18 protein-coding genes and 1 pseudogene are annotated in these 24460 nt (G+C 62.3%); 14 read left to right on the top strand and 5 right to left on the bottom strand.

Annotated features, from left to right (window positions below; translation table 11 throughout):
* Positions 1–68: 68 nt before the first annotated feature.
* Positions 69–485, top strand: coding sequence for a MerR family transcriptional regulator (locus BHE75_RS22100; protein WP_438830638.1), 417 nt, complete (start codon positions 69–71; stop codon positions 483–485).
* Here the strand turns inward: BHE75_RS22100 and BHE75_RS22095 are convergent.
* Both BHE75_RS22095 and BHE75_RS22090 read right to left on the bottom strand, forming a co-directional pair.
* Complete coding sequence (locus tag BHE75_RS22095) at positions 479–1681, bottom strand: aspartyl protease family protein (RefSeq protein ID WP_013039112.1); 1203 nt, start codon at positions 1679–1681, stop codon at positions 479–481. The genes BHE75_RS22100 and BHE75_RS22095 overlap by 7 nt on opposite strands.
* Positions 1682–1970: 289 nt before the next feature.
* Positions 1971–2543, bottom strand: coding sequence for a recombinase family protein (locus BHE75_RS22090; protein ID WP_009824027.1), 573 nt, complete (start codon positions 2541–2543; stop codon positions 1971–1973).
* 191 nt (positions 2544–2734) lie between these two features.
* Between BHE75_RS22090 and BHE75_RS22085 the strand changes: the two genes are divergently transcribed.
* Complete coding sequence (locus BHE75_RS22085; protein WP_070936348.1) at positions 2735–4135, top strand: Mu transposase C-terminal domain-containing protein; 1401 nt, start codon at positions 2735–2737, stop codon at positions 4133–4135.
* Positions 4062–4940 carry an AAA family ATPase gene (locus tag BHE75_RS23725; RefSeq protein ID WP_009824028.1) on the top strand — a complete coding sequence of 293 codons (879 nt, stop codon included), beginning with the start codon at positions 4062–4064 and terminating at the stop codon, positions 4938–4940. The genes BHE75_RS22085 and BHE75_RS23725 overlap by 74 nt, the downstream gene beginning before the upstream one ends.
* A gap of 314 nt (positions 4941–5254) precedes the next feature.
* Here the strand turns inward: BHE75_RS23725 and BHE75_RS22075 are convergent, their stop codons facing one another.
* Positions 5255–6493, bottom strand: a complete 1239-nt coding sequence (locus BHE75_RS22075) for a site-specific integrase (RefSeq protein ID WP_070936346.1) — start codon at positions 6491–6493, stop codon at positions 5255–5257.
* Between the two features lie 161 nt (positions 6494–6654).
* Between BHE75_RS22075 and BHE75_RS22070 the strand changes: the two genes are divergently transcribed.
* Complete coding sequence (locus BHE75_RS22070) at positions 6655–7605, top strand: hypothetical protein (protein WP_051743944.1); 951 nt, start codon at positions 6655–6657, stop codon at positions 7603–7605.
* 46 nt (positions 7606–7651) lie between these two features.
* Here the strand turns inward: BHE75_RS22070 and BHE75_RS22065 are convergent, their stop codons facing one another.
* Together BHE75_RS22065 and BHE75_RS22060 are read right to left on the bottom strand one after the other, a co-directional pair.
* Positions 7652–8635, bottom strand: a complete 984-nt coding sequence (locus tag BHE75_RS22065) for a ParB/RepB/Spo0J family partition protein (RefSeq protein WP_030092784.1) — start codon at positions 8633–8635, stop codon at positions 7652–7654.
* Positions 8636–8894: 259 nt separating this feature from the next.
* Positions 8895–10097, bottom strand: a complete 1203-nt coding sequence (locus BHE75_RS22060) for an AAA family ATPase (protein ID WP_062787893.1) — start codon at positions 10095–10097, stop codon at positions 8895–8897.
* Between the two features lie 542 nt (positions 10098–10639).
* Between BHE75_RS22060 and BHE75_RS22055 the strand changes: the two genes are divergently transcribed.
* From BHE75_RS22055 to BHE75_RS22010, 10 genes and pseudogenes are all read left to right on the top strand, one after another.
* Entirely contained in the window at positions 10640–11944 is a 1305-nt protein-coding gene (locus BHE75_RS22055; protein ID WP_062787891.1) for a replication protein RepA, read from the top strand.
* Positions 11945–12108: 164 nt separating this feature from the next.
* The gene (locus BHE75_RS22050) at positions 12109–12954 is read left to right on the top strand and encodes a DUF7146 domain-containing protein (RefSeq protein WP_070936344.1); all 846 of its coding nucleotides are present in this window, start codon (positions 12109–12111) and stop codon (positions 12952–12954) included.
* A gap of 75 nt (positions 12955–13029) precedes the next feature.
* Positions 13030–17253 carry a strawberry notch family protein gene (locus tag BHE75_RS22045; RefSeq protein ID WP_070936342.1) on the top strand — a complete coding sequence of 1408 codons (4224 nt, stop codon included), beginning with the start codon at positions 13030–13032 and terminating at the stop codon, positions 17251–17253.
* A 105-nt stretch (positions 17254–17358) separates the two neighbouring features.
* Entirely contained in the window at positions 17359–19464 is a 2106-nt protein-coding gene (locus BHE75_RS22040) for a ParB/RepB/Spo0J family partition protein (RefSeq protein WP_037505400.1), read from the top strand.
* Between the two features lie 101 nt (positions 19465–19565).
* The gene (locus tag BHE75_RS22035) at positions 19566–20507 is read left to right on the top strand and encodes an ArdC family protein (RefSeq protein WP_030090556.1); all 942 of its coding nucleotides are present in this window, start codon (positions 19566–19568) and stop codon (positions 20505–20507) included.
* A gap of 43 nt (positions 20508–20550) precedes the next feature.
* A pseudogene (locus BHE75_RS22030) lies at positions 20551–20817 on the top strand (DUF6927 domain-containing protein); the annotation flags it as partial.
* Positions 20818–21429: 612 nt separating this feature from the next.
* Positions 21430–23352 (top strand): reverse transcriptase domain-containing protein, encoded by a 1923-nt coding sequence (locus tag BHE75_RS22025; protein ID WP_020819409.1) that lies wholly within the window; start codon positions 21430–21432, stop codon positions 23350–23352.
* Positions 23349–23714, top strand: a complete 366-nt coding sequence (locus tag BHE75_RS22020) for a DUF6927 domain-containing protein (RefSeq protein WP_176593284.1) — start codon at positions 23349–23351, stop codon at positions 23712–23714. Before BHE75_RS22025 ends, BHE75_RS22020 begins: the two co-directional genes overlap by 4 nt.
* 42 nt (positions 23715–23756) lie before the next feature.
* Complete coding sequence (locus BHE75_RS22015) at positions 23757–23957, top strand: hypothetical protein (RefSeq protein WP_030090560.1); 201 nt, start codon at positions 23757–23759, stop codon at positions 23955–23957.
* On the top strand, positions 23957–24457 hold the full coding sequence (locus BHE75_RS22010; protein ID WP_369805560.1) for a thermonuclease family protein: 501 nt from the start codon (positions 23957–23959) through the stop codon (positions 24455–24457). Before BHE75_RS22015 ends, BHE75_RS22010 begins: the two co-directional genes overlap by 1 nt.
* The last annotated feature ends 3 nt before the right edge of the window (positions 24458–24460 follow it).

The following is a 24460-nucleotide window of genomic DNA, read 5'->3' as shown; positions in this document are numbered from 1 at the left end:
TTACCACCTCCAGTCGCTGTAGAAGCAAGCGAAATGTGCGACACGTTCGCATAAGCAAGGATGGCATGATGAAGCCGGTGATGATTGGGCAGCTCGCCAGCGAGACCTCGACGAAGGTGACGACGATCCGCTTTTATGAGTCGATCGGGTTGCTCCGATCCGCCCCTCGCACGGCGTCGGGTCGCAGAACCTACGATGCCAGTGACATTGAGCGTTTGCACTTCATCCGCAACGGTCGCCGGCTTGGCTTCTCCGTCGACGAGATCCGTTCGTTGATGGGGCTGGCGCAGAACCCGGACCAGGATTGTGGTGCCGCCTCAGCTATCGCTGCTCAGCACCTCAAGGATGTGGAGGAGAGACTGGCGCAACTCGCGGTGTTGCGGGATGAGTTGGCAATGCTCAGCCAGAGCTGCACCAAGGCGCGCATGGCCGATTGTCGGATCATGAAGGCGATCGGCAAAGGCCACCCTCAAGCCAATCAATAATAATCGGCCAGCCTGAGCTCGCGCACATCACCCGAGGCCATCGTCAGCTTTACGAGGGTGCCAGCAGGCCGGGAGCGCACTTGCCAGAGCTCCCCACGCGTATAGTTCGCATCGATCGAATGGCCGTTCACCGCCACGATCCGGTCGCCGACCGCCCAGCCAGCCTTTTCCGCGGGACTGTTCGCCGCCACATGAACAACGGTGAGCGCCGTTGGTGAGGCTGCGAGGCCAAGGCCGCTACGGTCCTTCAGCATCGGCAGGCGACGACGAGGACCGAGTGGCCGGAGCCACACGAATCCGGCGGTCACGTCGAACACCACGTCGAATTGAGCGATCAGCGGTAGGCCGACATTGCCAACCGTGCTGGTGGAGAGCCAAGCTCTCATCCCGAGTGTGGGGACGTTCGAGACGCCAAGCCCTTCGATGTTGATGTTCTGGATCGTGAAAGCATCGTTGATACGCACACCATCGACGCCGCCGATCGCCGCGGTCGAGACGAGCTTCCCGTTCAACAGCCCTTGATCGCGGGCATAGGCCGACGAGAGCATCAGCGCGGCCGAGCTGCCAAGATCGATCATCAAGGGCACGGGAGGCAAACCCGAGACGGAAGCTCGAATGAACAGCTCCTGCTTGGCACCGCGCCCGAGCGCGACAGCGCGCCAGTCGGGACCGGCGAGAAACGTGCCTGACTTGACGACCGCCATACGCCTTTTCGCGAAATCGAGCGCGATGCAGCTACCCGTGAACATATCGGCACCGAGGAGGATATCGATCGGTCGTCCGAAGGCCGCCGACACTGAACTCAGATCACCAACGACGGCAAAGGGTAAGCGACGGGTTTCGCGGGCGAGCTGTACGTCGATGTCGCGGACCAGCAGCACCGGGGCCTTGGCGCTCAGCCCGCTAATCATGCGCCGCTCACCATCGTTCAAGCCGAGCTTCGCCGCGAGCGCCGTGCTCATGATCGACGCGCCGCTGCCACTGTCGAGCACCGCCCGCACCGGCACTCCGCGCACTTGTGCCGAAACAAGGAGGGTATCACCCGTGCCGACTTCCAGCGGCTCCCATTCGAGGTGAGCCGCACCGAAGTTCCACGAGCCCGCAGACCGGGAAGTCTGTCGCGCGAGCGTTGGAGAACCGAGCACCAAGCCGGTTCCACAGGCCACCAGCCGCGCCACTAATGAGCGTCGAGACATACCGATTGCTTCAACACGGGCCGTCAAAAAGCCACCTCCAGCCCCCCGTCCGCAGGAGAGCAAATTGCGGTTACATGCTCCAGCCACTGGAGGAGCAAGTGCTTTTGGTGCGCCCGAAAATCCTCAGAAGCGCTTGGAGAACTTTAGATGAAGGATGGTGCAGACCGCTTAGATGCCTTCCCGATAACGAACGGTTCCGGGGGACGCTGGGCCGATCGGGACCGCGAACGGTGTAAACGCTCGCGCTAAGTGGCGGCATTCTGATCGCGCTATTTGTCGGCGAGCGTCGCTACGCGGCTACCGGCTTGGTCTCGGCCGATCGCACATAGGCGTAGAGTTTTGGCTTGGAGATGCCGAGCATCGAGCAAATCTTGGCGATCGGCATCGTGTTCTCGTGGTAGAGCCTGACGGGCAGGTCGCGCTTGTCCTTGCCGAGTGCGGCCGGCCGGCCACCCTTCTTGCCGCGAGCGCGGGCTGCGGTGAGACCGGCCTGGGTCCGCTCGCGGATCAGGTTGCGCTCGAACTCCGCCAATGCCCCGAACAGGTGGAAGGTAAGCTTGCCCGACGTGGTGGTCGTGTCGATCGCCTCGTGCAGGCTCAGCAGCCCGACCTTTTCCTCGTCGAGGTAGGTCATCCATCCGATCAGATCACGGAGCGAGCGGCCGAGCCTGTCGAGGCGCCAGACCACCAGTGTGTCGCCGGCGCGAAGCAGCTCCTTCACCTTTTCCAATCCAGGGCGAGCGGCAGTCGCCCCGGAGGCCTTGTCGGTGATGACCTTCTCGCAGCCGGCAGCCTTCAGCGCATCACGCTGGAGGTCCAGGTTCTGCTCGGCGGTCGATACGCGGGCGTAACCGATTTTCATGCGTAGGGCCGGTGGCGCCCCGATCGGGCGCGGTTTGGGAAGAAAGTCGTCATCGGCAGGTCTATGTTGCCCTAGTTTTCTTTACCGGGTAGATTTACGCCGAACAGGCCGGTTTGGCAACGCGAGCGGACTCGCATGGCGATGGGCAGGCAAATCTCCGTTTTCCTTACCTGCGACACGGACCGTCGGCGGTGACGCATCCGGCGCTTGTCCCGCCGCTGGCGATCGAGCGCTACCGCGTCCTTGAACCGCACCTCGCCGATGGCATCCCGCTCGCGGACCTCGCCCGCACCGGCACGCTGAGCGAGCGGACGTTGCAGCGCTGGCTCGGGCGCTACCGTGCCGAAGGACTTGCCGGTCTCGCGCGTCTGCCGCGCAACGATCGGGGCAGGCTGCACCTGCCGGAACATCTGGTCGAACTGACCCGCACTCTCGCCACCAAGCGCCCGCGACCCCCGGTCGCCGCCATTCACCGAAAGGTGCAGGAACTCGCCATCGCGCATGGACACCGAACCCCCAGCTATGCGGCCGTCGCGCGTGTCGTCAGGGCGATACCGGCAAGCCAGATCGCCGCAGCCTCCGATCCGGCCGTCTACCGCGACCAGCACGAGCTAGTGCATCGGCGCGAAGCCGCGACCTCGAACGAGATGTGGCAGGCCGATCATACCGTTCTCGACATTCTCGTGCTCGATGATGCCGGAACCCCGGTGCGTCCTTGGCTGACCGTCATCGTTGACGATCACAGCCGAGCCATCGCCGGTTACTTCCTCAGCCTCGATGCCCCCAGTGCCCTCAACACGGCGCTCGCCTTGCGGCAGGCGATCTGGCGCAAGCCCAATCCCGAATGGATCGTCAGCGGCATTCCCGAACAGCTTTACGTCGACAACGGCTCGGATTTCATCTCCGAGCATATCGAGCAGGCGTGCATCGCCCTCAAAATCCGCCTCATCCATTCGCTGCCGGGGCGTCCTCGCGGGCGCGGCAAGATCGAGCGGCTGTTCCGCACCATCAACGACATGTTCCTGCCCGACCTGCCCGGCCACCTGATCGCGGGCAAGCCGCTGTCGGCGCCAGTGCTCACGCTCGACGAGCTGCGCGCCCGCTTCGAGGCGTTCGTGTGCGGCGTCTATCATCGTCGCCCGCATGGCAGCACCGGCGAACCGCCGATCACGCGCTGGCAGGAGGGCGGGTTCCTGCCCGCAATGCCCGACAGCCTTGAACAGCTCGACATGCTGCTCGTGCACGTGCCCAAGCCCCGTAAAGTGCTGCGCGACGGCATCCGTCTGATGGGCAGGCGCTATGTCGAACCCACGCTCGCGGCCTTCGTCGGCGAGCAGGTCGAGGCGGTCTATGACCCCCGCGACCTGACCGAGATCCACGTCTACCACCAGGGCCGGTTCGTCTGCCGTGCGCTCAGCTCCGAGCACGCTGGGCACCCGTCGTTGCGCGCGATCCAGCGCGCCCGGCGCGGCGCGAAGGAGCGCGACAAGCAGGTGCCTGCCCCCACGGAGACCTTCGATGGCGACCAAGAGGATACGGCTTCCCGGCCCACCACCTACCGAGGGCTCCGGCTCTACGCCGCTGACGATTGAGTTCCTGGTCGAGCAGCCGTTCCTGGCGACCCGCGAACATGCCCGGTTCGTCGAGTTTGCCGAAGCCTGCGCGCACTACCGCTATATCGGCGTGTGTCATGGCCGGCCGGGCGTCGGAAAGACGCGATCGGCGCGCGAGTTTTCCAGCTTCCCCGACCTGGGGGAATATGCCGCGCTCCGTCCCATTGCCGCGCTCCTTGGCGAAAAGGTCGCTCGCTGCCGCGCCGTCTTCTACACCGTGTCGGTCAGCAACACGCCCAAGACGATCGACGCGGTGTTGGGCCTCAACCTCATTAAGCTGGGCTATGCCCGGCTGACGGTCGCGGGCGGCTCGCAGGACGAAATCACCCATGACGCCGCCCGCATCGCCTGCCCCCTCGTCATCGTCGACGAGGCCGACCGCCTGACCATAAAGTCGCTCGAACATCTCCGCGACATGGCCGATCGCCACGGCTTCGGGCTGATCCTGATGGGTATGCCGGGCTTGGAGAAGCGCCTCGCCCGCTATGCCCAGCTCTACTCGCGGATCGGCTTCGTCCACGAGTTCAAACCGCTTACCGAGACCGAAATGCGGCTGCTGCTCGCGACCCACGCCGGCGATTTCGGGATCAGCTTCGACCCGGCCCAACTCGACGCGATCGAAGCGCAGGCAGCCGTGATCCGCATCACGCGCGGCAACTTCCGGCTCATGGAGCGCCTGTTCGCGCAGATGCGGCGGATCATGACCCTCAACCGCGTCGAGGAGGTCACCGCTGACATCGTTCAGGCCGCGCGCGATTGCCTCGTCATCGGACCCGGCAACTGACAAATAGCGCGATCAGAACGCCGCCATTTAGCGCGAGCGTTTACACAGGATAAGATCCATACCGTTTCCGGAACCACTTTCTTGTTTCCTCTTCGAAATTGGACTGTGCTGATGAGTTTGAGCGATGGTGGCTTCGCTCATACACTACGCGCTACCAGGCCCCTGCCCGTTTCTTAGGCTTAACGTTGTAGCTCAAGACCCCGGGGGCTCAGCCTCCCTTCTCCGGTTCTTGCCGCTGCGCAAATCCCTCGATCTACCTGCCGCCGTCGTGTGGTCGCACGGCATCATCCAAAGACCTATTTAGGCCGTCATGACTAGCCAATCTTCGCCATAAGGCGCCCCGCCGCCCCCTGCTCTGCCGCGAGATTGCGATTATAAGCGAGCGGCATCCGCGGCGACTTCCACCGCAGCGCGTCCATGATGCCGGCCAAATCCTCCCCGCTGGCGAACAGGTCCTGATTGAGCCCGATCCGCGTCGAGTGCGCACTGATCCCCTTCAGCAACCGCGCCAGATCGTCCGCCGTCAAATCGGGCAGCGCGCCACGGTCGAACGCGCGGCCGATGATCGACCGAAAGATTGGTCCGATCGAGCCCGGGTGCAGCGCCACGGTGCCGATGTCATATTCGACGCGCGCCTTCACCGCCGGCTTGGACAGCGTCTTGCGCAGATCCCACGTCTCCCGGCCCGAGATGCTGTCGATCGGCCGACCGCGCACGGCTGCCCGCGCCTTGTAGCGCCGCACCTGCACCCGCCGGAACAGCGGCCCTGTCGTGATCCCCGCCGCTTCGGTCCACGCCGCGATCGCCGCGACGGTGCGCGGGCTGAGGTAGGCGGTCGCCCCCTCCCCGTCTTGATCGCCCTTATGACGCAGAATCTGCAGCAGCCGCGCTTCGGGATCGATCGCCTCCTCAATATGCTCAATGGCGACCGCCACCAGTTCGGAGGCGCGCAGCCCGGTGTCATAAGCGGCCGATAGCAGCGCCCGATCACGCAGCCCCGGCAGATCCTCGCCACAACTCTCGAGCAGCGCGCGGATGTTGAGCCCCCGCGCCTTGTCGCGCTCGACGTCGCGCACCGGGCCCTTGAACCGCAGCGGCCGCGCCTGCTTCTGCGCAGCCCCCTTCTCGCGGCGCACCGTCTGGAGCCGCAGCTTCACCAGCGGCGCCGGCGTCGGATCCTTGAGCTCGAGCAGCTGGTGGATCTTGGCGATCGACGCCTTGTAGCGGGATAGCGAGGCCGGCCGGCTCCCCTTCCCGGCCCGCGCGTCGAGATAATCGGCCACGGTCTCGGGCGTGGCCGGCAGCGCGATCCGGTCGTTGCGCCTACACCACGCATCGAACGCCTCGACGTCGGACTTGAGCGCACGGATGCTATGGGGCGATGAAGCGGCCTGATAGGCGGCGATCAGGCCCTCGTTGACGGTGATGCGCTCGCCGGCGCGCATCTGCACGATCGTCCACGCAAGGTCGGCCGGCGCCCTGACGGCCGGCAGGACAGCCTCAGGCGGCGCTACGGGGATTTCTGGCCCTTCCCGGGCGGTTTCGGTGCTCACGACGCGCCTCGCTCCTCAGGCGCGCTTGTAGCCCACCTTATAAAGAACGGTCAAATCTGCTTATGTGATAAGTGCAATTATCGCATATGAACTTTTCGACGATAGCATGAGGCGAAACCAACTGCTGACTTTGGTTTCCTCACGCGCTAAGCGTAAGAGCGATGCAGGAGATCGTCGACCGCCGCGCAAATGACCCAATGTTGCTGCTCGGCCGGCTCGACGGCCGGCTTCATCATAGTACAAGCGCCGACATTTTCCTTGCGCGATCGCGCCTTCACGGCGCCGCGGCGTTAGCAGGTCTCGCCGGCGTGCCGATCGCTGTCGGCGACCTGCAGGATTGGATCGCGGGGCGAAGCGCCCCTCCCCGCGCCTCCGAAGGTCTCAACGATCCGATATCGGTGGCGTCCATTTTCCACCTCGCACTAAGTCGGGACGAGGATGTCAGAGACCCGGTTGGCCGCGCATCCCTCAATGCTCTCCGAACCATCCTCGACGACCGTGCAGAGGCTGAGCGCTATGGTGGAGACGATCTCGCACACTTCGGCCCGCTCTGGCGTCAGGTGAAGTCTGCGGCGGATGCACCCTTCCCCGTCGCCGATCTCCGGTCCATCGCCGAGCGCGTGTTCGCTCTTGCCGAAATGACCGAGCGTCTTCCGGTCGGCGCCTCGGAGGTTGTTGCGATCGACGGACGCTCGTTGGAGCTTCCTCCCCGCTGCCGCGATCGCAACTGGCTCGTCGCGACCGCTCTTCCTCGCATGCTCTACCGCGCTGGCTTCACGAGCCGCATCATCCCCTCACTGGTGCCGCTCCCCAAGTTCATGCCCCCTTCCCCTGCCGCGCTGACCGGGTTCCTCGCTAAGGAGATCGGGCAGATCAGCGCGGCGGGGCTCCGCGAGCTTTCCGCAATTGAGCATGACGTCGCCAAGCTCACCAATTTAGGTGCAACTCAGCGAAGTCGCCTGCCGCTTCTCGGGCGCCTATTGATCGCCTATCCAGGGCTCCAGGCATCCTCCGTTTCGAAGCTGCTGTCTGTGACACCTCAGGGTGCCCGAAAGCTCCTCGCGGCGCTGCCCACCACGCCTGCCGCGCAGCGCCGGCTGCGGGCCGAATAGCGACCGGGACGCCCTCCGTACTGAAACGCCGTCTCGCTTGTTTTGCTCAGCTCGCCGGCAACAGTTCTTCGATCGCTTTCATGAGCTCGGCCTTCGTGGCGCCGGTCCGGGGCACGATCTTGATCGTGATCCCCCCACCTCTGGCACTGGCATAGCGCAGAATCGTCTTTCCGCCTTTGCCCGTGATCTCTCGCTCGCCAGTCTCCTTCTTCTTTGCCTCAACGGTCGCACGAACAAGTCGCTTCGCCACCTCGGGTCCGGTCAGACTGGAACCACCATTCCTACGCTCGGCCTCGATGCGCTCGGCCTCGTCTCGCATTCGCTTCAGAGTTTTCGGTTCGCTGGTCAGCGGTTTGATATCGCGCGCCACTCGAACGGTAATGTCGTGGGTGTCCGAAAATGCCGCCACGATCTCCTCAGGAAGCCTCGCAACATCCAGCAGGCGGCTCAGCCATGACCGCGAGAGGTTGAGATGCTCCGCCATCTGGGACTGGGAGTTCTCGTAAAACTCCGACAGCGCTCGCGCATATTCCTTTGCACGCTCCCAGTCTGAAATGTCCTTTCGCGACCGATTTTCAACGTCCGAAACCCGGAATGCCTCTTCATCCGTGACGGTCTGGATCGTGACGAGATAATCAAATTCTGGATGATGATGTTCGCGGAGCCACTGGACGGTCCACCACCGGCGAACGCCAGCGATGATCTCATAATCGTAGTCAGGATCGTCCTTCAGACGACGCACGATCGCCGGGATGCGCTGCCGCTTCGCCGCGAGAAAGGAGTCGATCAGATCGCGACAGCTCTCTTCGGACAAATGGTCCAGGTCGCGATTGTGCATCCGCCAGGGACGGCAACGAGCCGGGTCCACCCACTCCGTTCGATCGGTAACCGTCTTGCCGCTCGCTATCCGCGCCAGGGTCTGGCTTCGGCTCGCCATGATCCCTTCCGAGGGGCTCGCATTGTCAAGCTCGGCCTCATTATCCAGGCCTTCGGTGAACATCGAGCCGAAGCCCTTATTTCCTTTTGTCATCGGCTCGCTCCTACTCGAATTTCCGGCATCTTGGAGACCCGATTTGTTGGTCTGTTGCCACGTGGCAACAAACCGAAATTCGCCTCGCCTTCGGCTCCCCTTTTCTGAGGGAAAACTGATCCTGGAATTTGGCTCATGATACTGTTTATAAACGCTTTCCTTGCTCGGTTGCCACGTGGCAACAACGCATCATTCTTAGCAGATTTCAGCCCCATAGACGGCGAACAATTGCCCGCAGTTGCCACGTGGCAACTGCTGCTCAAAGCTGCCCCCCTGCCCGGCTCGGCCAGGTCCGCAAAACGTCTTCTTCGATGTCTCGGCAAACCTCATTCAGATGCCTCATGCACCGGTTGTAAACCTCGTGCGAAGTGACGGGCTTTTCCAGTTCAAAGACCGTCTTCATCCGCGAGCTGGCATTGTCGATCTCCGCACTGGTGACCATCACCGAAGAAGACATTGAGCCTCCGAAAACGCTCCGCATCATCGAAAGTATCTCACGATGCATCGACTTGCTGTCGTCGACCCGGCTGCCGACGAGACGGATGAAATTGTAAGCCGGGCGCCCCCTCCCCGCGAGCTGCTCGAGCTGCTTCATCGTGGTCTTCGCCATGTCGATAAACGACACCGTCGATGCGAAGTCGACCAGGCTTGGCGGCACGGGGATCACCATCGCATTGGCTGCTTGAAGGACCGCCATGGAGACCATGCCGAGTGCTGGAGGCGGATCCATGATCACCACATCGTAATCTTCTACCACCGAGTCGATGGCCTCGGCGATCAGGTCGATGATGTTCAGGTTCTGATTGCGCGCGAGGTAGCCGGCGATCTCGTATTCGAGATTGTAGAGCCGCAAATTCGCAGGGATCAGATCGAGCCCATGGAAGTGGGTCTTCCGAATGATCTTTCGCACACCCAGCAATTCCGGGTTATGGAAATGCCCATAGAGCGTGTCGTCCTCCTCCAGATCGACGTCTGGTCGGTAGCCGAACATCATTGTCGATGAAGCTTGGCTGTCGCAGTCGATAAACAGCACACGATAGCCGTTGATCGCGAAGTGCTGAGCCAGGTGCAGCGCGATCGTGGACTTGCCGACACCGCCCTTGAAATTGCAGACCGAGAGAATGGCGGGTGGATCTTCCGGGCTGCGCCACGGACGCGTTCCGAACACCTCACGCATATGATCGAGTTCTTCGAGCGTATATTGGACGCGATGACCGGAAGCCGTCCGCCCACGCTCCGGCAAACGCCCGTCGCGTTCAGCTTCTCGGATCGCCGACGCGGTGCGTCCGACAAGTGATGCAGCCTTGGAGATAGGGAAGGTGGGGGCTCGCTTCTGCCCTGTCTCTGGATCGACCGCGCTGTCGCGGATCCGCTTGAGGATCGTGAGCGCTTTACGGTGAAGCACATCCAGGCCACCTTCCAGAAGGTCATCGGCGGGGACATTTGTGGGATCAGTGGCCATGAGATTCCGCTTTTGTGGGTTTGATGGCCCACAATAGCGACGTTGGCAGTTTCGAGCAACGATTTGGCCATCGAACTTACAACTTTACCGATGATCTCCGAGCCGTTTCGGATTTCAAGGTAATGCCAATGCGCCCTGGTAGAGGCGCACCGATGATCTCCGAGTCGGTGCAAGCTTTCCGAAAACTTGCTGCGTCCGGCTGCACCGAGCGATGCCCTGTGGATGAATACCGATGATCTCAGTACCTTCCGATGATCTCGGTGCGTCCTACCAATGATCTCGGTGCCAACAGACCGATGATCTCGGAGCGCATACCTATTACATGAATCCCTGAATCAATCCGATTCGCGAATCGGCTTCAAAATTTCGATTTTTGAAAGTGGGAAGGGGCGATTCGGCAAAAGCGGCACCGAGATCATCGGTCGAATTGCAACTCTCACCCCTGATTTCCCGCCAAAACTGCCAACAGGGTTGATTTCGAAACCCAAACCTGTTGAGACAGCGCCATCACAGACCCCGGAGATTCGGGGAAGGGCGGAACAATGAACGGAGATCAGCATAGGCCGATTGGGCACCAATATGCACTCGCCATGATCGATGGCGGTGCAGAGAATGTCCGGAAGCTTGCCTCCACTGCCGGAACCCAATTGACGCTCGACGCCTTCCTGCGAGTCCACGACGAAGAGCCTGTCCCGGCATTTCTCCATTCCGCGCTTTGCGCCATGTCGCTCCCGACCAAGCGCCCGAAGGACGACACGCTCCCGATTATCCGGGAAGACGGCAAGTACGCGCTGGCAATCAACCCTCGGCCGGTTCTTCAAAATATCGATGGCAAGTCGGTCATGAGAAGCCTGGGTGTTCCATATGGGGCCTATCCCAGGGTTGCGCTCATCTATCTGCTTTCACAGGCGGTAATGAAGCGTTCGCGCGACGTCTATCTCGGCCGCAACTTCACGGAATGGATGCGGCGGCTTGGCTATCAAACGGTGTCCTATGGCCCCCGTGGCACCGCAAATCTGATGCGCGAACAGGTCGACCGCTTGCTGGCGTGCGAGTGGCAGATTCGCTGGGATGGCACCGAAACGGACGACAACGCCTTTGCGGTCCGCGATGTGAAGATCTCAAATGAATATGCTGGTTCACTCGACAAGAACGGCACCTTCGCGCGGGAAATCCGTATGTCGGAGGTCTTCTACAGTCACCTTATCGAGCACGCTGTCCCATTAAACGAAGTAGCGATCCGGGAGCTTAAAGGGACGCCAACGGCGCTCGATCTCTATACCTATCTTGCCTATCGCCTCCCACGGATCGGCTCCGACAAGGGGCAGATCATTTCTTGGGATCAACTGGCAAAGCACCTCGGCAACGAGGCTGACAGCAAGCGCTTTCGTCAAACGGTGCGGGAGACGATGCAGCTCGTCTCGGCGGTTTATCCCAATGCGAACGTCGATCTCTCCGGCAGGAAGGTGGTCCTTCATCCGTCTCCAGCGCCGATGGAGCGTAAATTGGTCGGACCCCATTTGCGACTTGTTGGGGCGCCAGGCGTCGAAACGGCACCGAGATCATCGGTTCGCACCGTTCCGCAGGCAACGAAACCCGCAGCGAAATCAGACGAACCGCTTCACGCATTCCCGCCGGGAACGCTTTCCTATGGCGACCGCGAACAGGCGTTTCGGAGTGTCGGTCTCACTAAGGGCCATCCTTGGTCAGTCGACGATATGGCCAACGCATTCCGCAAGGGATTCGCCGATATCAAGAGGCCCCGGACCGACACCGAATGGATGCGGCTCTGGGAGGCCTTCGTGATCAAATATGCGGATCGGCGGAAGAACCGGCCTGACGATTGACCGATGATGTCCGAGCCGTTCGTCGCCTGCGAACGAGCCCGAGTCGTGCCCGATGAAGCGATCAACGTGAGCGCGCCGACCCTCATCGTTGATAGGTCCGGGTCACAGCGCCATGCGCTGAAAGAGGGAAGGGGGGATGTGGCTACCGAGCAGGAGGTAGTCCTATGCCACTCACGGCCAAACGACCGACCCAGGAACTTGTTGACCTCGTAGGCGCTCTTGGCGGCACCTGGACCGGCTACAGGGCTATGGCCCGTTGCCCGGCACATGGCGACAACGATCCAAGTCTTTCGATCCGCCAAGGTGACCGCGGCATTCTGGTGACGTGCTTCGCGGGTTGCGCACGCGATGATGTTCTGCGGGAATTGCGTCGGGTTCGAACCGGCCAACATTATGCAATACCGGAACAGGATCGACCGCAAGGCAGCGCCAATGTCTCGCGCATCTGGGAGCAGGCCATTGGCGTCAAAGGGACGCTGGCCGAGCGCTATCTTGAGCGACGCAACTTGTTGCCAGCGCCTGCCGACGTGCGCTTCCATTCGCGCTGCCCATACCTCCCGAAGCCGAAAACCGTTTATCGACCGGCTTTGCTGATTGCTGTTCGCGAGATCCGGCAGCTCGTCGCGATCCAGCGCAACTTTCTCGACCCTGCGACAGCGAAGTGCCTCCGAAAAGTCATGCTCGGCGTGCCTGGGACAGGCGCATGGCGGGGCCGGGCAGGGGGCGAGACGCTGGCGATCGCCGAAGGTTTCGAGACTGCCGGCGCCTACACCCGCATCAAGGACATCCCCTGCTGGGCCTCACTTGGCGCCAGGCGGCTCGATCAACTGGTCATTCCACCCGGCATTACGACCCTGCTGATCGCAGAGGACAATGATCCAGAAGGGCGTCGCGCCGCGGCGTCCGCCGAAGCGAAATATCCCCGTCCCGGGCTCATCATCCGCCGCGACCCGCCGCCGCCGGCTTTCAAGGATTGGGCAAAGTTCCTCGACGCGCACTGCCGGACCTGATCCCGGGGCGGAGAGAGGGGAGGGGGATCGAGGGTGTGTCGCTGCGACAGATGCAGCCGCGCAGGAGATTCCCAAATGACCGACCTTTTTCAGACCGCCGAGCGCGGCGACCGTGCCGCTGCGCACATCCTTCTATCCCAACTGGCGTCAGGCGAGCCGGTCACCCGTCAACATCTCAATCGGGCGATGGTGCAGGCGTTCGGCGGAACCGATGCCGAAGGACGCTGGACGCAGCGCTCAAGCTTCGAGGTGCTAGAGCACGCACTCGCCCTTCATCTCCGTGGATCATTGGCGCCTCTGGCCAGCCTCGCCGATGTCGCCGCGCGGATTGACCTCGCGCAGCGCCTCCCCACTCAGACCGTGCGGAGCGAAGACCAGATCGAATGGCAGCAATTCTCGACTCCTGTCGACATTGCGGCCGTCGCGATTCTGCTCGCAGATGTCCGGCAGGATGACGTCATTCTCGAGCCCAGCGCCGGCAACGGTTTGCTCGTTGCACAGCTTGGGGCTCATCGATCGCTGCATCTCAACGAGCTCGATCCGATCCGCCGCGATCGCCTGCACGGCGTTTTCCCCGGCGCAACGATCACCGGCCATGATGGGGCGATTCTTGATGCTGCTCTTGGCGACGCACCGCGTCCTTCCCTGATCCTCATGAATCCGCCGTTTTCGCGGTCGCTCGGCCGCGGCGTCGATGATCTTGCGGCCGTTCGGCATCTTCAGGCTGCACTTCGCCGATTGCAGACTGGGGGCCGCCTCGTTGCCATCATGCCCGACTGGTTCGGACCGACCACCCGAATGCGCGACCACTACGAGACCGTCCTTCGCGGATCGACAGTGCAAGCCTCTGTTCGACTTGAAGGCTGCTATCTCAAACACGGCACGTCTATCGACGTGCGAATCTTCGTCATCGACAAGGTCGCCGGCAGGCTCGCACCAGAAGTCATCCAGGGTGGATCAATCGCGGAACTGCTCGACGTTCTCACCGTGACACCTCGCCTGTCCCTTGTCGCAGATCAGCCGGCACCCGCGCCGAAGCGGGGCGGAGGCATCTCGCTCTTCAGAGCGGTCAAAAGCGCCAAGCCCATGCCCCGGGCCTTTCACGCTGCCGTGCGCAACCATGTCTTGCCGGTTGCTTACACCAGGCTCGAAACCCCGGCGCCGCTGCTCGAACAGACCGGCGTCTATCTGCCCTATCGGCCAAGCCGCCTGGTTTTCGACAAAGCCGGCGAACACCCGACTGCGCTCGTCGAATCCGTTGCCATGGGATCAATCCCAGCGCCGATCCCCGATTACGTCCCTTCGCTGCCGGAGCGGACTGTCACAGAGCGTTTGCTCTCGGCCTCCCAGCTCGAAACCGTCGTTTACGCCGGCCATGCCTGGGCTCAGACGATCCCTGGGCGCTTCGCACCGGACAAGGATGGTGTCGGCCTCGTTATCTCGGAGGAGGGCCGCGGCTACCGAAAGGGTTTCTTCCTCGGGGACGGAACCGGGGCAGGCAAGGGTCGCCAAATCGCGGCCGCCATTCTTGACAACTGGCTTCAGGGGCGGCGTCGCAATATCTGGGTCACCAAGAACGCGCCCCTCCTCGAAGATGCTCGCCGTGATTGGACGGCCCTCGGCGGGCTCGCCGGTGACATTCAGCCCATATCGAACTGGAAGATCGACGAACCCATCAGGCTTGACCAGGGCGTCCTTCTGGTCACCTATCCGACCCTTCGATCGATGCGCGGGGAACATAGCCGGCTGAAGCAGATCATCGACTGGGCCGGCGCCGATTTCGACGGCGTCATCGCCTTCGACGAAGCGCACGAGATGGGCGGTGTCGCAGGAGGCGAGGGCGCACTCGGAGCCAAGGAGGGATCGCAACAGGGCATCAGCGGCGTTCGGCTCCAGAACCATCTGCCCGCCGCGCGGATCCTCTACGCCTCTGCGACGGGGGCGTCCGAGGTCAACAACCTTGCCTATGCCGTGCGGCTCGGGCTCTGGGGACCGGAGACGGCGTTCGCCAATCGCGAGCAATTCATCTCCAGCATTCGCCAGGGCGGGATCGCCGCCATGGAATTGGTCGCACGCGATCTCAAGGCGACTGGGCTCTACATGGCGCGAGCGCTGAGCTTCGCCGGTGTCGAATATGAGATCCTGCGGCACGAACTGACGCCCGCGCAGATCGAGATCTACGACACTTACGCCAATGCCTGGTCCATCATCCACCGGAACATGGAAAAAGCCCTGGAACTCACCGGCGTCGTCGATGGTCTCGAGAACACCACTTTGAATAGCGGGGCGAAGGCATCGGCCCGCTCGCGCTTCGAGTCCACCAAGCAGCGTTTCTTCGGCCAGGTGCTGCTTTCGATGAAGCTGCCAACGGTCATCGCCGCGGTCGGCGAGCATCTTATGGCGGGCCAGTCGGTGGTGCTTCAACTGGTGACGACGGCCGAGTCCATCCTCGACCGGCGATTGGGCATGCTCAGCCCGGATGAGCGCGTCGACCTCGAAATCGACCTCAGCCCTCGTGAATATGTCATCGATTATCTCGAGCGCGCTTTCCCTACTCGCCAAATGCGCGTCTTCACCGACGACACAGGCACGCAGCGCTCCGAGCCGATGACGGACGAGACGGGTAATCCCGTCTACAATCCCGAAGCCGAAGCTGCCCGCGCGCTGATGATCGAGCATCTTTGCGCATTGCCGCCGATCATGTCGGCGCTCGACGGCATCCTGGAGCATTTCGGGCATGATCGTGTCGCGGAAGTCACTGGGCGGACAAAACGCCTAATCTCGACGGGCGACGGCCGGCAGAAGCTGGAAACCCGTTCGACCCGTACCAGTCAGGCCGAGGCCGCGGCCTTCATGCAGGGGCTGAAGCGCGTCCTCATTTTCTCGGACGCCGGCGGGACGGGGCGATCCTATCACGCATCAATGGACGTGCCGAACCAGGAGCAACGCGTCCATCTGTTGCTCGAGCCGGGCTGGCGCGCGGACCGCGCCATTCAGGGCCTTGGCCGAACCCATCGGACCCATCAGGCGAGCACGCCACTGTTCCGGCCCGTCACGACCGACTGCAAAGGCGAACTCCGCTTCACCAGCACGATTGCGAGGCGGCTCGACAGCCTCGGCGCACTCACACGGGGTCAGCGCCAGACCGGCGGTCAGAATCTCTTCGACCCGGCTGATAATCTGGAGAGCGAATATGCTTGCGCTGCGCTGGTGACGTGGTTCCACTTGCTGGTCGATGGCAAGCTCAAGAGCATCTCGCATTCGGAATTCGAGGATCGGACCGGTCTCGAGCTCTGCGACAAGGACGGCGTCCTGAAAGAGGAACTGCCGCCCATCCAGCGATGGCTAAATCGCATCCTCGCGCTTCCCATCGGCCTGCAGAACAGCATCTTCGATGAGTTTCTGTCCCTGGTCGAGACACGGGTATCGGCGGCGAGGGAGGCTGGCCGGCTCGATGTCGGTGTCGAGACGATCCTCGTCGATTCCGCCACCTTGATCGACGACACACTGCTCCGGACCGACCCGGTCAGCGGGGCGACGTCGCACTTGCTGACCATCGAGATCGCGCGGCGGCGGACCCCTGTCACCTTGGAGCGCGTGCTGCGTATCGCCGACAGCGATAGCACCGCCGTATTTCTGCTCAACGCCAAGTCGGGGATGGTCGCGCTGCAGACCCGCGCCCGAGCGCTCATGGAGGAGAAGGACGGAACGCCGATCCCGCGCTTCGAGCTGACGAGGCCGACCCGGCGGGAATATATCCGCGAGCATGAGCTCTTCGAGAGCGCCTGGAAAATAGTCGATCGGGACGCCTTCTGCGCGAAATGGCAGGCCGAAGCCGATGAAGCGGCGAACAAGGTCGACACCGAGACGATCCGCCTCGCGACCGGCTTGCTTCTGCCGATCTGGTCGGCGCTGCCCAGCGATCATCTGGTGGTCAACCGCATCGCTGACAAAGCGGGAAATAGCTGGCTCGGCCGCCTCGTTTTCGACGAGCACGTTGTCCAGCTTTTCACCAAGCTCGGCATCGATCGCGCCGAGAACCTGCCGCCCTCGGACATCATCAAATCGGCCCATTCCGGTCGAAGCGTTGATGTTGCCCGCCCATTCCCCATGACGATCCGCCGCGCGATGGTGAACCGAAATCATCGCATCGAGATAGTCGGGGCGCCGTCGGATCAGCTCGCCTGGCTGAAATCCTTGGGCTGCTTCACCGAGATCATTCAGTACCGGACACGGGTGTTCCTTCCGGTGAGCATCGCCGCCGACATCCTTGGGCGCATTCTCGCCGATCCTGGGTGAGCGCGGGTCGCCCTTGGTCAAACGACCGAGGCCGCTCTTGGGAAAGAGGGAAGGGGGAACGGGGTGGTGTCCGGGAATTGCCGGACGCCAAGAGGAGTGACCCCGGTGATCCAGACCATCAAACTCGCCAAGCTGCGGCTCTCGCCGATCAACGTCCGTACCGCACCGGACGAACAGCTTCAGATTGAACCCATGGCCGCCAGTATCGAGGCCAAGGGCGTCCTTCAGAATCTGCTCGTCACGCCCGCCAAAAAGCCGCGCGGCACCTTCGAGGTCTTCGATGGCGGACGCCGTTGGCGCGCGCTTCGCCTGCTCGCCGAGCGCGGTACGATCTCGGAAGCCGATTTCGATGTCCCCGTCATGATCCTTACCGGCGACGATGCCGAATTGTCCGAAACGTCCACGGCGACCAACTTCCATCAGCTCAAGATGACCCCCGCCGAGGAATGCCGCGCCTTTCAGCACTTCATCGGCTCGACCGGCGATCTCGATGCTGTCGCAAAGCGTTTCGGCGTGACACGTCGCTTCGTCGAGGGGCGCCTGCGCCTCGCCTCGCTGGCAGCGCCGATCTTCGACGCCTTGAGCAAAAGCGAGATCACGCTCGACATCGCCAAAGCCTATGCGTCGACCGAAAGCCACGACAAGCAGCTTCTGGTCTGGAACAGCTACCAGAATGGCCACGTAACGGCCGACACCATCCGCCGCGTCATCGCCAATGAGACGCTCAAGGCCAGCGATCCGATCGCGATTCTGGTCGGCGAGGAGCGGTATCGCGCGGCAGGCGGCAAGGTCGATGGCGACCTCTTCACCGACGGCAACGACCGCTGGAACAATCCCGAGATCGCGCACCGTCTCGCCGGCGACATCATGGAGGCCGAAGCGAGACGCATCGGTGAGGAGACGGGCCTTGCCTGGATCAGGCCGATCGCCAGCAACTACGCCCACAACGCCGCCCACGGCCTCTACCGTGCCATCCTGCAGCCGCCCGCGCTCACCGAGGAGCAATCCGCCCGCCTTGGCGAGATCGAGGCGCGCCGCGCCGAGCTCGAGGCCGAAATGCAGGACGAATCCATCTCGCCCGATGCCTACAAGGCCCTGGACCAGGAGGATGACCGACTGATCGCCGAGGCCGAGGCGATCGAGCATCGCGCGCCCGTGCTGCCAGATGAGCTGCGGCCGCATGTCGGCGCGTTTCTGCTTCTGACGCCGCAGGGCGAGATGCGTCTCGACACCCAATTTTATAGCGAGCAGGAGCTCATCGTCGAAGAACCCGACGCGATCGATGATGCGGGCGGCGGAAATCCCGGCGAACCCGACGAGGGCGGGGCGGGCAGGTTTCGCGTCGGCGTGAAGGATTCGCCCGAGCCAGCTCGCCGACCCGAAGCTGTGGCACCTGGCGGCAAGCCGCTCAGCAATCGGCTCTACGACGAGCTTGCCATACAACGCCGCGATATTCTCGCATCCTGTCTGCTCGCTCAGCCGGCGCTCGCGCTCGATTACGCGCTGTTCGTCATGATCGACGCCCGGGTTTTCGCCGGCGGCGGTTCTGCCGACGAGATCGTTCAATATGGCACCACCATCTGCGCTGATGCCCCGCAGGATCCCGTCACGGCGGATTTGCCCGGCTCACGCGCCCGGTCCTACCTGGCCGAAGCGCATGATGGCCTTGATGCCGGATGGTGCGACCACGATCACGAAATCGATCGGTTCGAAGGGTTTCGCGCGCTCGATGACGACAGCAAGGCGCAGTGGCTGGCCTATATCGTTGCCATGTCGATCGAGGCCAAGCCGCGCGGGGCCAGCGGCCAGGTCGCGATCCACAATCGATTGGCCTCGATCCTCGAGATCGACGTTGCGAGCTGGTGGCGTCCGACCGCGGAAAACTTCTTCGATCGGGTCAACAAGGGCAGCATTTTGAGCCTGCTTCATGACGTCGGCGGCGGCGCGCTGACGGCTCGGCACGCCACCCTGAAGAAGGCGGAGATCTCGGAGAGCTGTGAAAAACTCTTCGCCGGGGCGGCCATTGTCGAGCCCGAGACGAAGGACGCTGTGCTCGCATGGGTGCCGGACGCGATGCGCTTTGGTGCTGCGGCCCCGTGCCCGACCGATCGTCTCGGTGGCGAGCCGGATCGCTCTGCGTTGTCGGATGATCACATGGCGGAAGGCGCTTCGGTCGCGGACGATACGGTGATCGAGCCGGTCGAAGCCTGACCCAGCAGGACAGGGGGGCGGTCGGCGCCACTTGCGCGATCGTCCCCTCCCGCACGCTTGCCTCTCCCGAACCCCATCGTCATCCCGCTGGAGCATCAGCCATGCCTGCGAAAGCCCGTCCGAGCCGCGACGTCGCGGCCGAAATCACCAACCTCATCATCAGAAAGCTGGAAGAAGGCGTCCCGCCCTGGACTCGGCCCTGGCGGGTTGCCGGCGCCGGTGGCCGTCCGCTCCGACACTGCGGCACGCCCTATACCGGGATCAACACGGTCTATCTTTGGGCGATCGCAGACGCGAACGGCTATCGCTCGCGCTACTGGATGACGTATCGCCAGGCCGAAGCGCTCGGCGGCCATGTTCGCCGGGGGGAGCACGGCTCGCTCTCGGTCTATTATTCGAGCTTCAAAAAGACCGAGTCGGACCGGGTGACCGGTGCCGAGAGCGAACGCAGCATTCGTTTCCTTCGCCATTATCTCGTGTTCAACGCCGATCAGATCGATGGGCTGCCCGCCTATTTCTATCCGGACGACGCGACCCCTGCGCCGATCGATCCATCTGCGCGGCAAGCTGCCATCGACGAGTTCTTCGATCATGTGCCGGCAGATGTTCGACATGGCGGCGATCGCGCCTTCTTCCACCCGACATTTGATTTCATCCAGATGCCGCACCGGCGGTCATTCACAACGATGGATCATTACGCCTCGGTGAGGGCACACGAGACCGTTCATTGGTCAGGCGGCAGCTCGCGCCTTGCCCGGACCTTCGGCAAGCGGTTCGGCGACAAAGCTTATAGTTTCGAGGAGCTTGTGGCTGAGATCGGAAGCGGCCTGATTTGCGCGCATTTGGATCTGCCGAACGAACTGCACGACAATCATGCGAGCTACGTCGCCCACTGGCTCGGCATTTTGCGCGCGGACAAGACCGCAATCATTCACGCCGCCTCGAAAGCTGAGCAGGCCTTCAACTACCTTCTGGCGTTTGGCGACAGCGACGACACGGCGTCATCGGCCGAGGGGGTCAGGCAGATCCTCGAGGCGGCCTGACCGCCGCTAATCCGAATTTTCCCCGACATCACAGGAGATACCGATGGGCTGGCTCACCATGTCCCGTTTCCACATGGGCGGACACAAGACCGCCAAGGATTATCTGGACGCGCAATTCACCTATAGCCGCGAGGCGGACGGGACGATCAAGGGACTGAAGGTGCTCGCCTCATCCTGCCCCCAGAATCGCACCTATTATGCTGCGGCTCAGGTGATGATCGACGGCGTCGGCAAGGAGGTTTTCGCGATCGTCTGCAAGGTGATGTGGAATCCCAAAAGCAAGTCCGGCGAGCATTTCGGCTACAAGGATAGTGCGCCGTTGCGGCGCTGAAATGGAGTATCAGTGATGATGAGGTAAGTTGAGAATGCCTCTGCTCGCCGGACTAACCTCGGGCCTCACAAGGTCTGAAATCCCGAAAGGGACGGGGAACAATAGCATGTTCGGAAAAGGCCAGATGCGTCTTAGTCGCAAATGGAGGCGATGACGGTCAGGGCAAGGTGCGTATGGTGAAGGCTACACTGCTTAAATCCCAGTCTGCAGCAATCTATATAGCGATACTGGCGAAAGCGACTGTCACGCCAGGTCCGGATGATGACAGCGGTCTCATGTCTTGGCCGCCTGTTTCTCAGCCCATCCGGTGCGCCTCTCGTCGAGGGGTTTAGTGGACGAACGGGACACCTAACCGCGCCGCATCTCCATTCAGCGTAACTACGGGATGCCCTAAACAGGCGGCTTCTGCCGGCCTGCATGGGTACGGAGCCGCCATATTACTCAAATGCCCGGGGTAATGCCCGGGACATCGACCTCTTCGGAGGCGGCGGTGCAACTGTATAAGGTCTCGAGCGATCGGGCCGAAAGCGGGGAAGACCGGGGGAAGGGCGGCAGCTGTGATTCTTCAACCACCGATCATGGGGTGTGCTGATGCTGCCAGAAACTGTGAAAGGCCGGTTGGAGGCCATTCCGGCGCTCGTTGCGTCGGGCAAAAGGGTGAATGGACTCTATCGTCTGATGGGGTCTCGCCTCCTTTGGGAGGAGGGGCTCCAGAAGATCGGATCCAACAAGGGTGCGATGACGCCGGGTATTGACGGCGAGACCTTCGCGGACTTCGGACCGGAAGACCTCGACCCGATTATCGCCAGCGTGACGGCAGGGACCTATGATCCCAAACCAGTGCGTCGGGTGTTTATCCCGAAAGGCAAGGGCAAACGGCGTCCGCTGGGCATTCCCACGCGCGACGACCGCCTCGTTCAGGAAGTGGCGCGGCAACTGCTCGAACGGATCTATGAACCGGTGTTCTCGAACGCCTCCCATGGATTCCGGCCGGGCCGGTCGTGTCATACGGCGCTTGAACACGTCAAAGCCGTATGGACGGGGGTGAAATGGCTCGTAGATGTGGATGTCGCGGGGTTCTTCGAGAACATCGACCACGACATCCTCCTGCGGCTGTTGCGGAAAAGGATCGATGACGAGAAATTCATCGGCTTGATCGGCAGCATGCTTAAGGCGGGTGTTATGGAAGACCGGGTTCACACCCGGACCTACAGCGGCACTCCGCAGGGCGGTATCGTCTCTCCAATCTTGGCCAACATCTACCTCCATGAACTCGATATGTTCATGGCGGAACGGATCGCGGCTTTCGAGAGGGGGAAGGTCCGTGCCACGAACCCGGAATATGGGCGACTGGCTGGGCGCATCCAGAAACAACGGAAGCGCGTCACCATGCTGCGGGCCAAAGACAATGTCGACGAGGTGAAGGTTGCGGCCTCCTTGGCCAAAATCCAAACCTTACTGCCGCAAAAGCGGTCCATCCCGTCGAGAGACGCGATGGACCCCGGTTATCGCCGACTTCGTTACTGTCGCTACGCGGACGACTTCATGATTGGGGTTATCGGTAGCAAGGAGGATGCACGAAGCGTGTTCGCCGAAGTCAGGGCATTCCTGACCGAGGCGCTGGCGCTCACGGTGTCCGAGGAGAAAAGCGGTATCCGCAAGGCGAGCGATGGAGCCGCCTTCCTTGGATATGAGGTCCGCACATATACGACACGCCAACGGGTTGTCCGGAGCCGACAAGGTTCCGTCAGCTTCCTTCGTAGGCCGCCGTCGGAAGTGATGCAGCTGCATGTCCCTTGGGAGAAGGTCCACGCGTTCGCTTCTGCAAAAGGTTATGGTGATCTGTCGGTGTTGAAGCCGCGTCATCGTAGCCTGCTGCTCAGCTGCAGCGACGTTGAGATCGTCCTAGCTTACAACGCCGAATTGCGGGGTTTTGCGAACTACTATGCTCTCGCCAAGGATGTGAGCTTCAAGCTGAACAGGCTTGAGTTTCTCCAGCGGTGGAGCTTGTTCAAGACCTTGGCCAGCAAGCACAAAACCAATGTGCGAGCGGTCTTGGCCCGCATGAGGACGGGGCAGGAATTCACCATCGGCTACGACGTCGATGGCCAGCCCCGATCGGTCAAAGTCTGGAAACTGGCTCATCTGAAACGTGATCCGGCCACCTCGTCCAGGATTGATATCCAGCCTTGGACGCAGGTGTTCACCCACTCACGTACGGACTGGGTTGATCGTCAGAATGCCAAGCAATGCGAGGCTTGCGGTCGATCCGATGTTCCGTGTCAGGTGCACCATATCCGGGGGATGGCCGATGTTTCGCACCGCGGTTTTGTCGTGAGAATGAAGGTGGCACGCGCCCGCAGGACGGTGGTCCTGTGCGAGCAATGCCACTGGGATACTCACAGAGGCCGCCTGCCCGATCTACGGCAAAGTGATGGTTCGTCACAGTGGAGAGCCGCATGCGGTGAAAGCTGCACGTGCGGTTCGGCGGGGGGATCAGGGCTGACTCCATGAGCAGCACCAATCCTACCCGACTGGACGAATCTGTCGGCCCCTATGAGGATAGCTGTCCCCGCCACATTCTCGACCTTCTGACCCCGACCGACCGGGAGCACGCCCTCGACTGGCGCGCGCGGTGCCGTGCCAACCTGGCCCGCCGATCGCGCAAGATCGAGGACGGCGACCGGATCAAACTGGCCCAGGCGCTGACCTTCTCCGATGGTCATGTGGGTGACGAATTTATCGTCGTGAAGCGCGGCCGCCGCCTGAGTTTCCGCGATCCCGCGACTCGCTGCGGCTATGCGATCAGCCGGTTCATGGAGCGCGACTGGACGATCCTGCCGGTCACTAAGGTTCACAAGACGATCTTTGCATGAGTGCGTCAGCCAGTATCATTCCCGCAGCAGGGAGAAGCCATCATGTTTGCCGCGTGTCTTGAATTGTCGCCCAAGCGTCTGCAGCTTTGCAGCCGCGAGAACGCCAATCGCGTCGCAGGTCGCCTATTCGACGAGCGGCCGGGTAGGCTGTCGATCGTCCGCACTGGCGATCCGCTGCAACCATTCCGGGTCTGCACGACGCCGGCGGCCGATGATCATGTCGAGGTGGAGATGACATTTTGATCCGGATCGCGGCGGCCATCATCCTCGCGGGCGGAGCCGCTCTCACATCGCCCTCATGGTCTCAGAGTTTCGACGCGAAGGCGCGGGCGCTCGATGGCGATACCGTGGCCGTCGATTTCCGGTTGCTTGGGGTCGACGCATTCGAGCGCGGGCAGCTCTGTCGGCGCGCCTCGGGATGTTGGCAGTGTGGGAAGGCCGCACAGGATTTCGCCGCGAACGCCCTGCGCTCCAAGGCCGCGACGATCCGGCTCGTGTCTTCGTCTTCTTATGGCCGCCCCGTTGCGGTCGTTACAGTCGACGGCGCGGATTTGGGAGAGCGTCTTATCCGCGCGGGTCTCGCGACCCCGCAGGCGAGTTATCTCAGAGACGATCCCGCTCGCCTGCGCGCATATAATGCGGCCTTCGCTTCGGCCAGGAGGCAAAGGGCAGGGGCCTTTGCCGGAGACTGGATCGAACCGTCGCGCTGGCGGCACGGGAACCGCCTGAGCTGCGAGCGCTGATGG

The organism is Edaphosphingomonas haloaromaticamans (assembly GCF_001853345.1).
Taxonomy (GTDB): domain Bacteria; phylum Pseudomonadota; class Alphaproteobacteria; order Sphingomonadales; family Sphingomonadaceae; genus Sphingomonas_E; species Sphingomonas_E fennica.
Note: the sequence above shows the minus strand (reverse complement) of the source record. Positions and strands in the feature narration are given on the sequence as shown.

Excerpts from the sequence above, each read along its gene's own strand:
- BHE75_RS22100 (WP_438830638.1), top strand. The coding sequence starts at position 69 with ATGAAGCCGGTGATGATTGGGCAGCTCGCCAGCGAGACCTCGACGAAG.
- BHE75_RS22095 (WP_013039112.1), bottom strand. The coding sequence starts at position 1,681 with ATGTCTCGACGCTCATTAGTGGCGCGGCTGGTGGCCTGTGGAACCGGC.
- BHE75_RS22090 (WP_009824027.1), bottom strand. The coding sequence starts at position 2,543 with ATGAAAATCGGTTACGCCCGCGTATCGACCGCCGAGCAGAACCTGGAC.
- BHE75_RS23725 (WP_009824028.1), top strand. The coding sequence starts at position 4,062 with ATGGCGACCAAGAGGATACGGCTTCCCGGCCCACCACCTACCGAGGGC.
- BHE75_RS22070 (WP_051743944.1), top strand. The coding sequence starts at position 6,655 with ATGCAGGAGATCGTCGACCGCCGCGCAAATGACCCAATGTTGCTGCTC.
- BHE75_RS22065 (WP_030092784.1), bottom strand. The coding sequence starts at position 8,635 with ATGACAAAAGGAAATAAGGGCTTCGGCTCGATGTTCACCGAAGGCCTG.
- BHE75_RS22060 (WP_062787893.1), bottom strand. The coding sequence starts at position 10,097 with ATGGCCACTGATCCCACAAATGTCCCCGCCGATGACCTTCTGGAAGGT.
- BHE75_RS22055 (WP_062787891.1), top strand. The coding sequence starts at position 10,640 with ATGAACGGAGATCAGCATAGGCCGATTGGGCACCAATATGCACTCGCC.
- BHE75_RS22050 (WP_070936344.1), top strand. The coding sequence starts at position 12,109 with ATGCCACTCACGGCCAAACGACCGACCCAGGAACTTGTTGACCTCGTA.
- BHE75_RS22045 (WP_070936342.1), top strand. The coding sequence starts at position 13,030 with ATGACCGACCTTTTTCAGACCGCCGAGCGCGGCGACCGTGCCGCTGCG.
- BHE75_RS22035 (WP_030090556.1), top strand. The coding sequence starts at position 19,566 with ATGCCTGCGAAAGCCCGTCCGAGCCGCGACGTCGCGGCCGAAATCACC.
- BHE75_RS22025 (WP_020819409.1), top strand. The coding sequence starts at position 21,430 with ATGCTGCCAGAAACTGTGAAAGGCCGGTTGGAGGCCATTCCGGCGCTC.
- BHE75_RS22020 (WP_176593284.1), top strand. The coding sequence starts at position 23,349 with ATGAGCAGCACCAATCCTACCCGACTGGACGAATCTGTCGGCCCCTAT.
- BHE75_RS22015 (WP_030090560.1), top strand. The coding sequence starts at position 23,757 with ATGTTTGCCGCGTGTCTTGAATTGTCGCCCAAGCGTCTGCAGCTTTGC.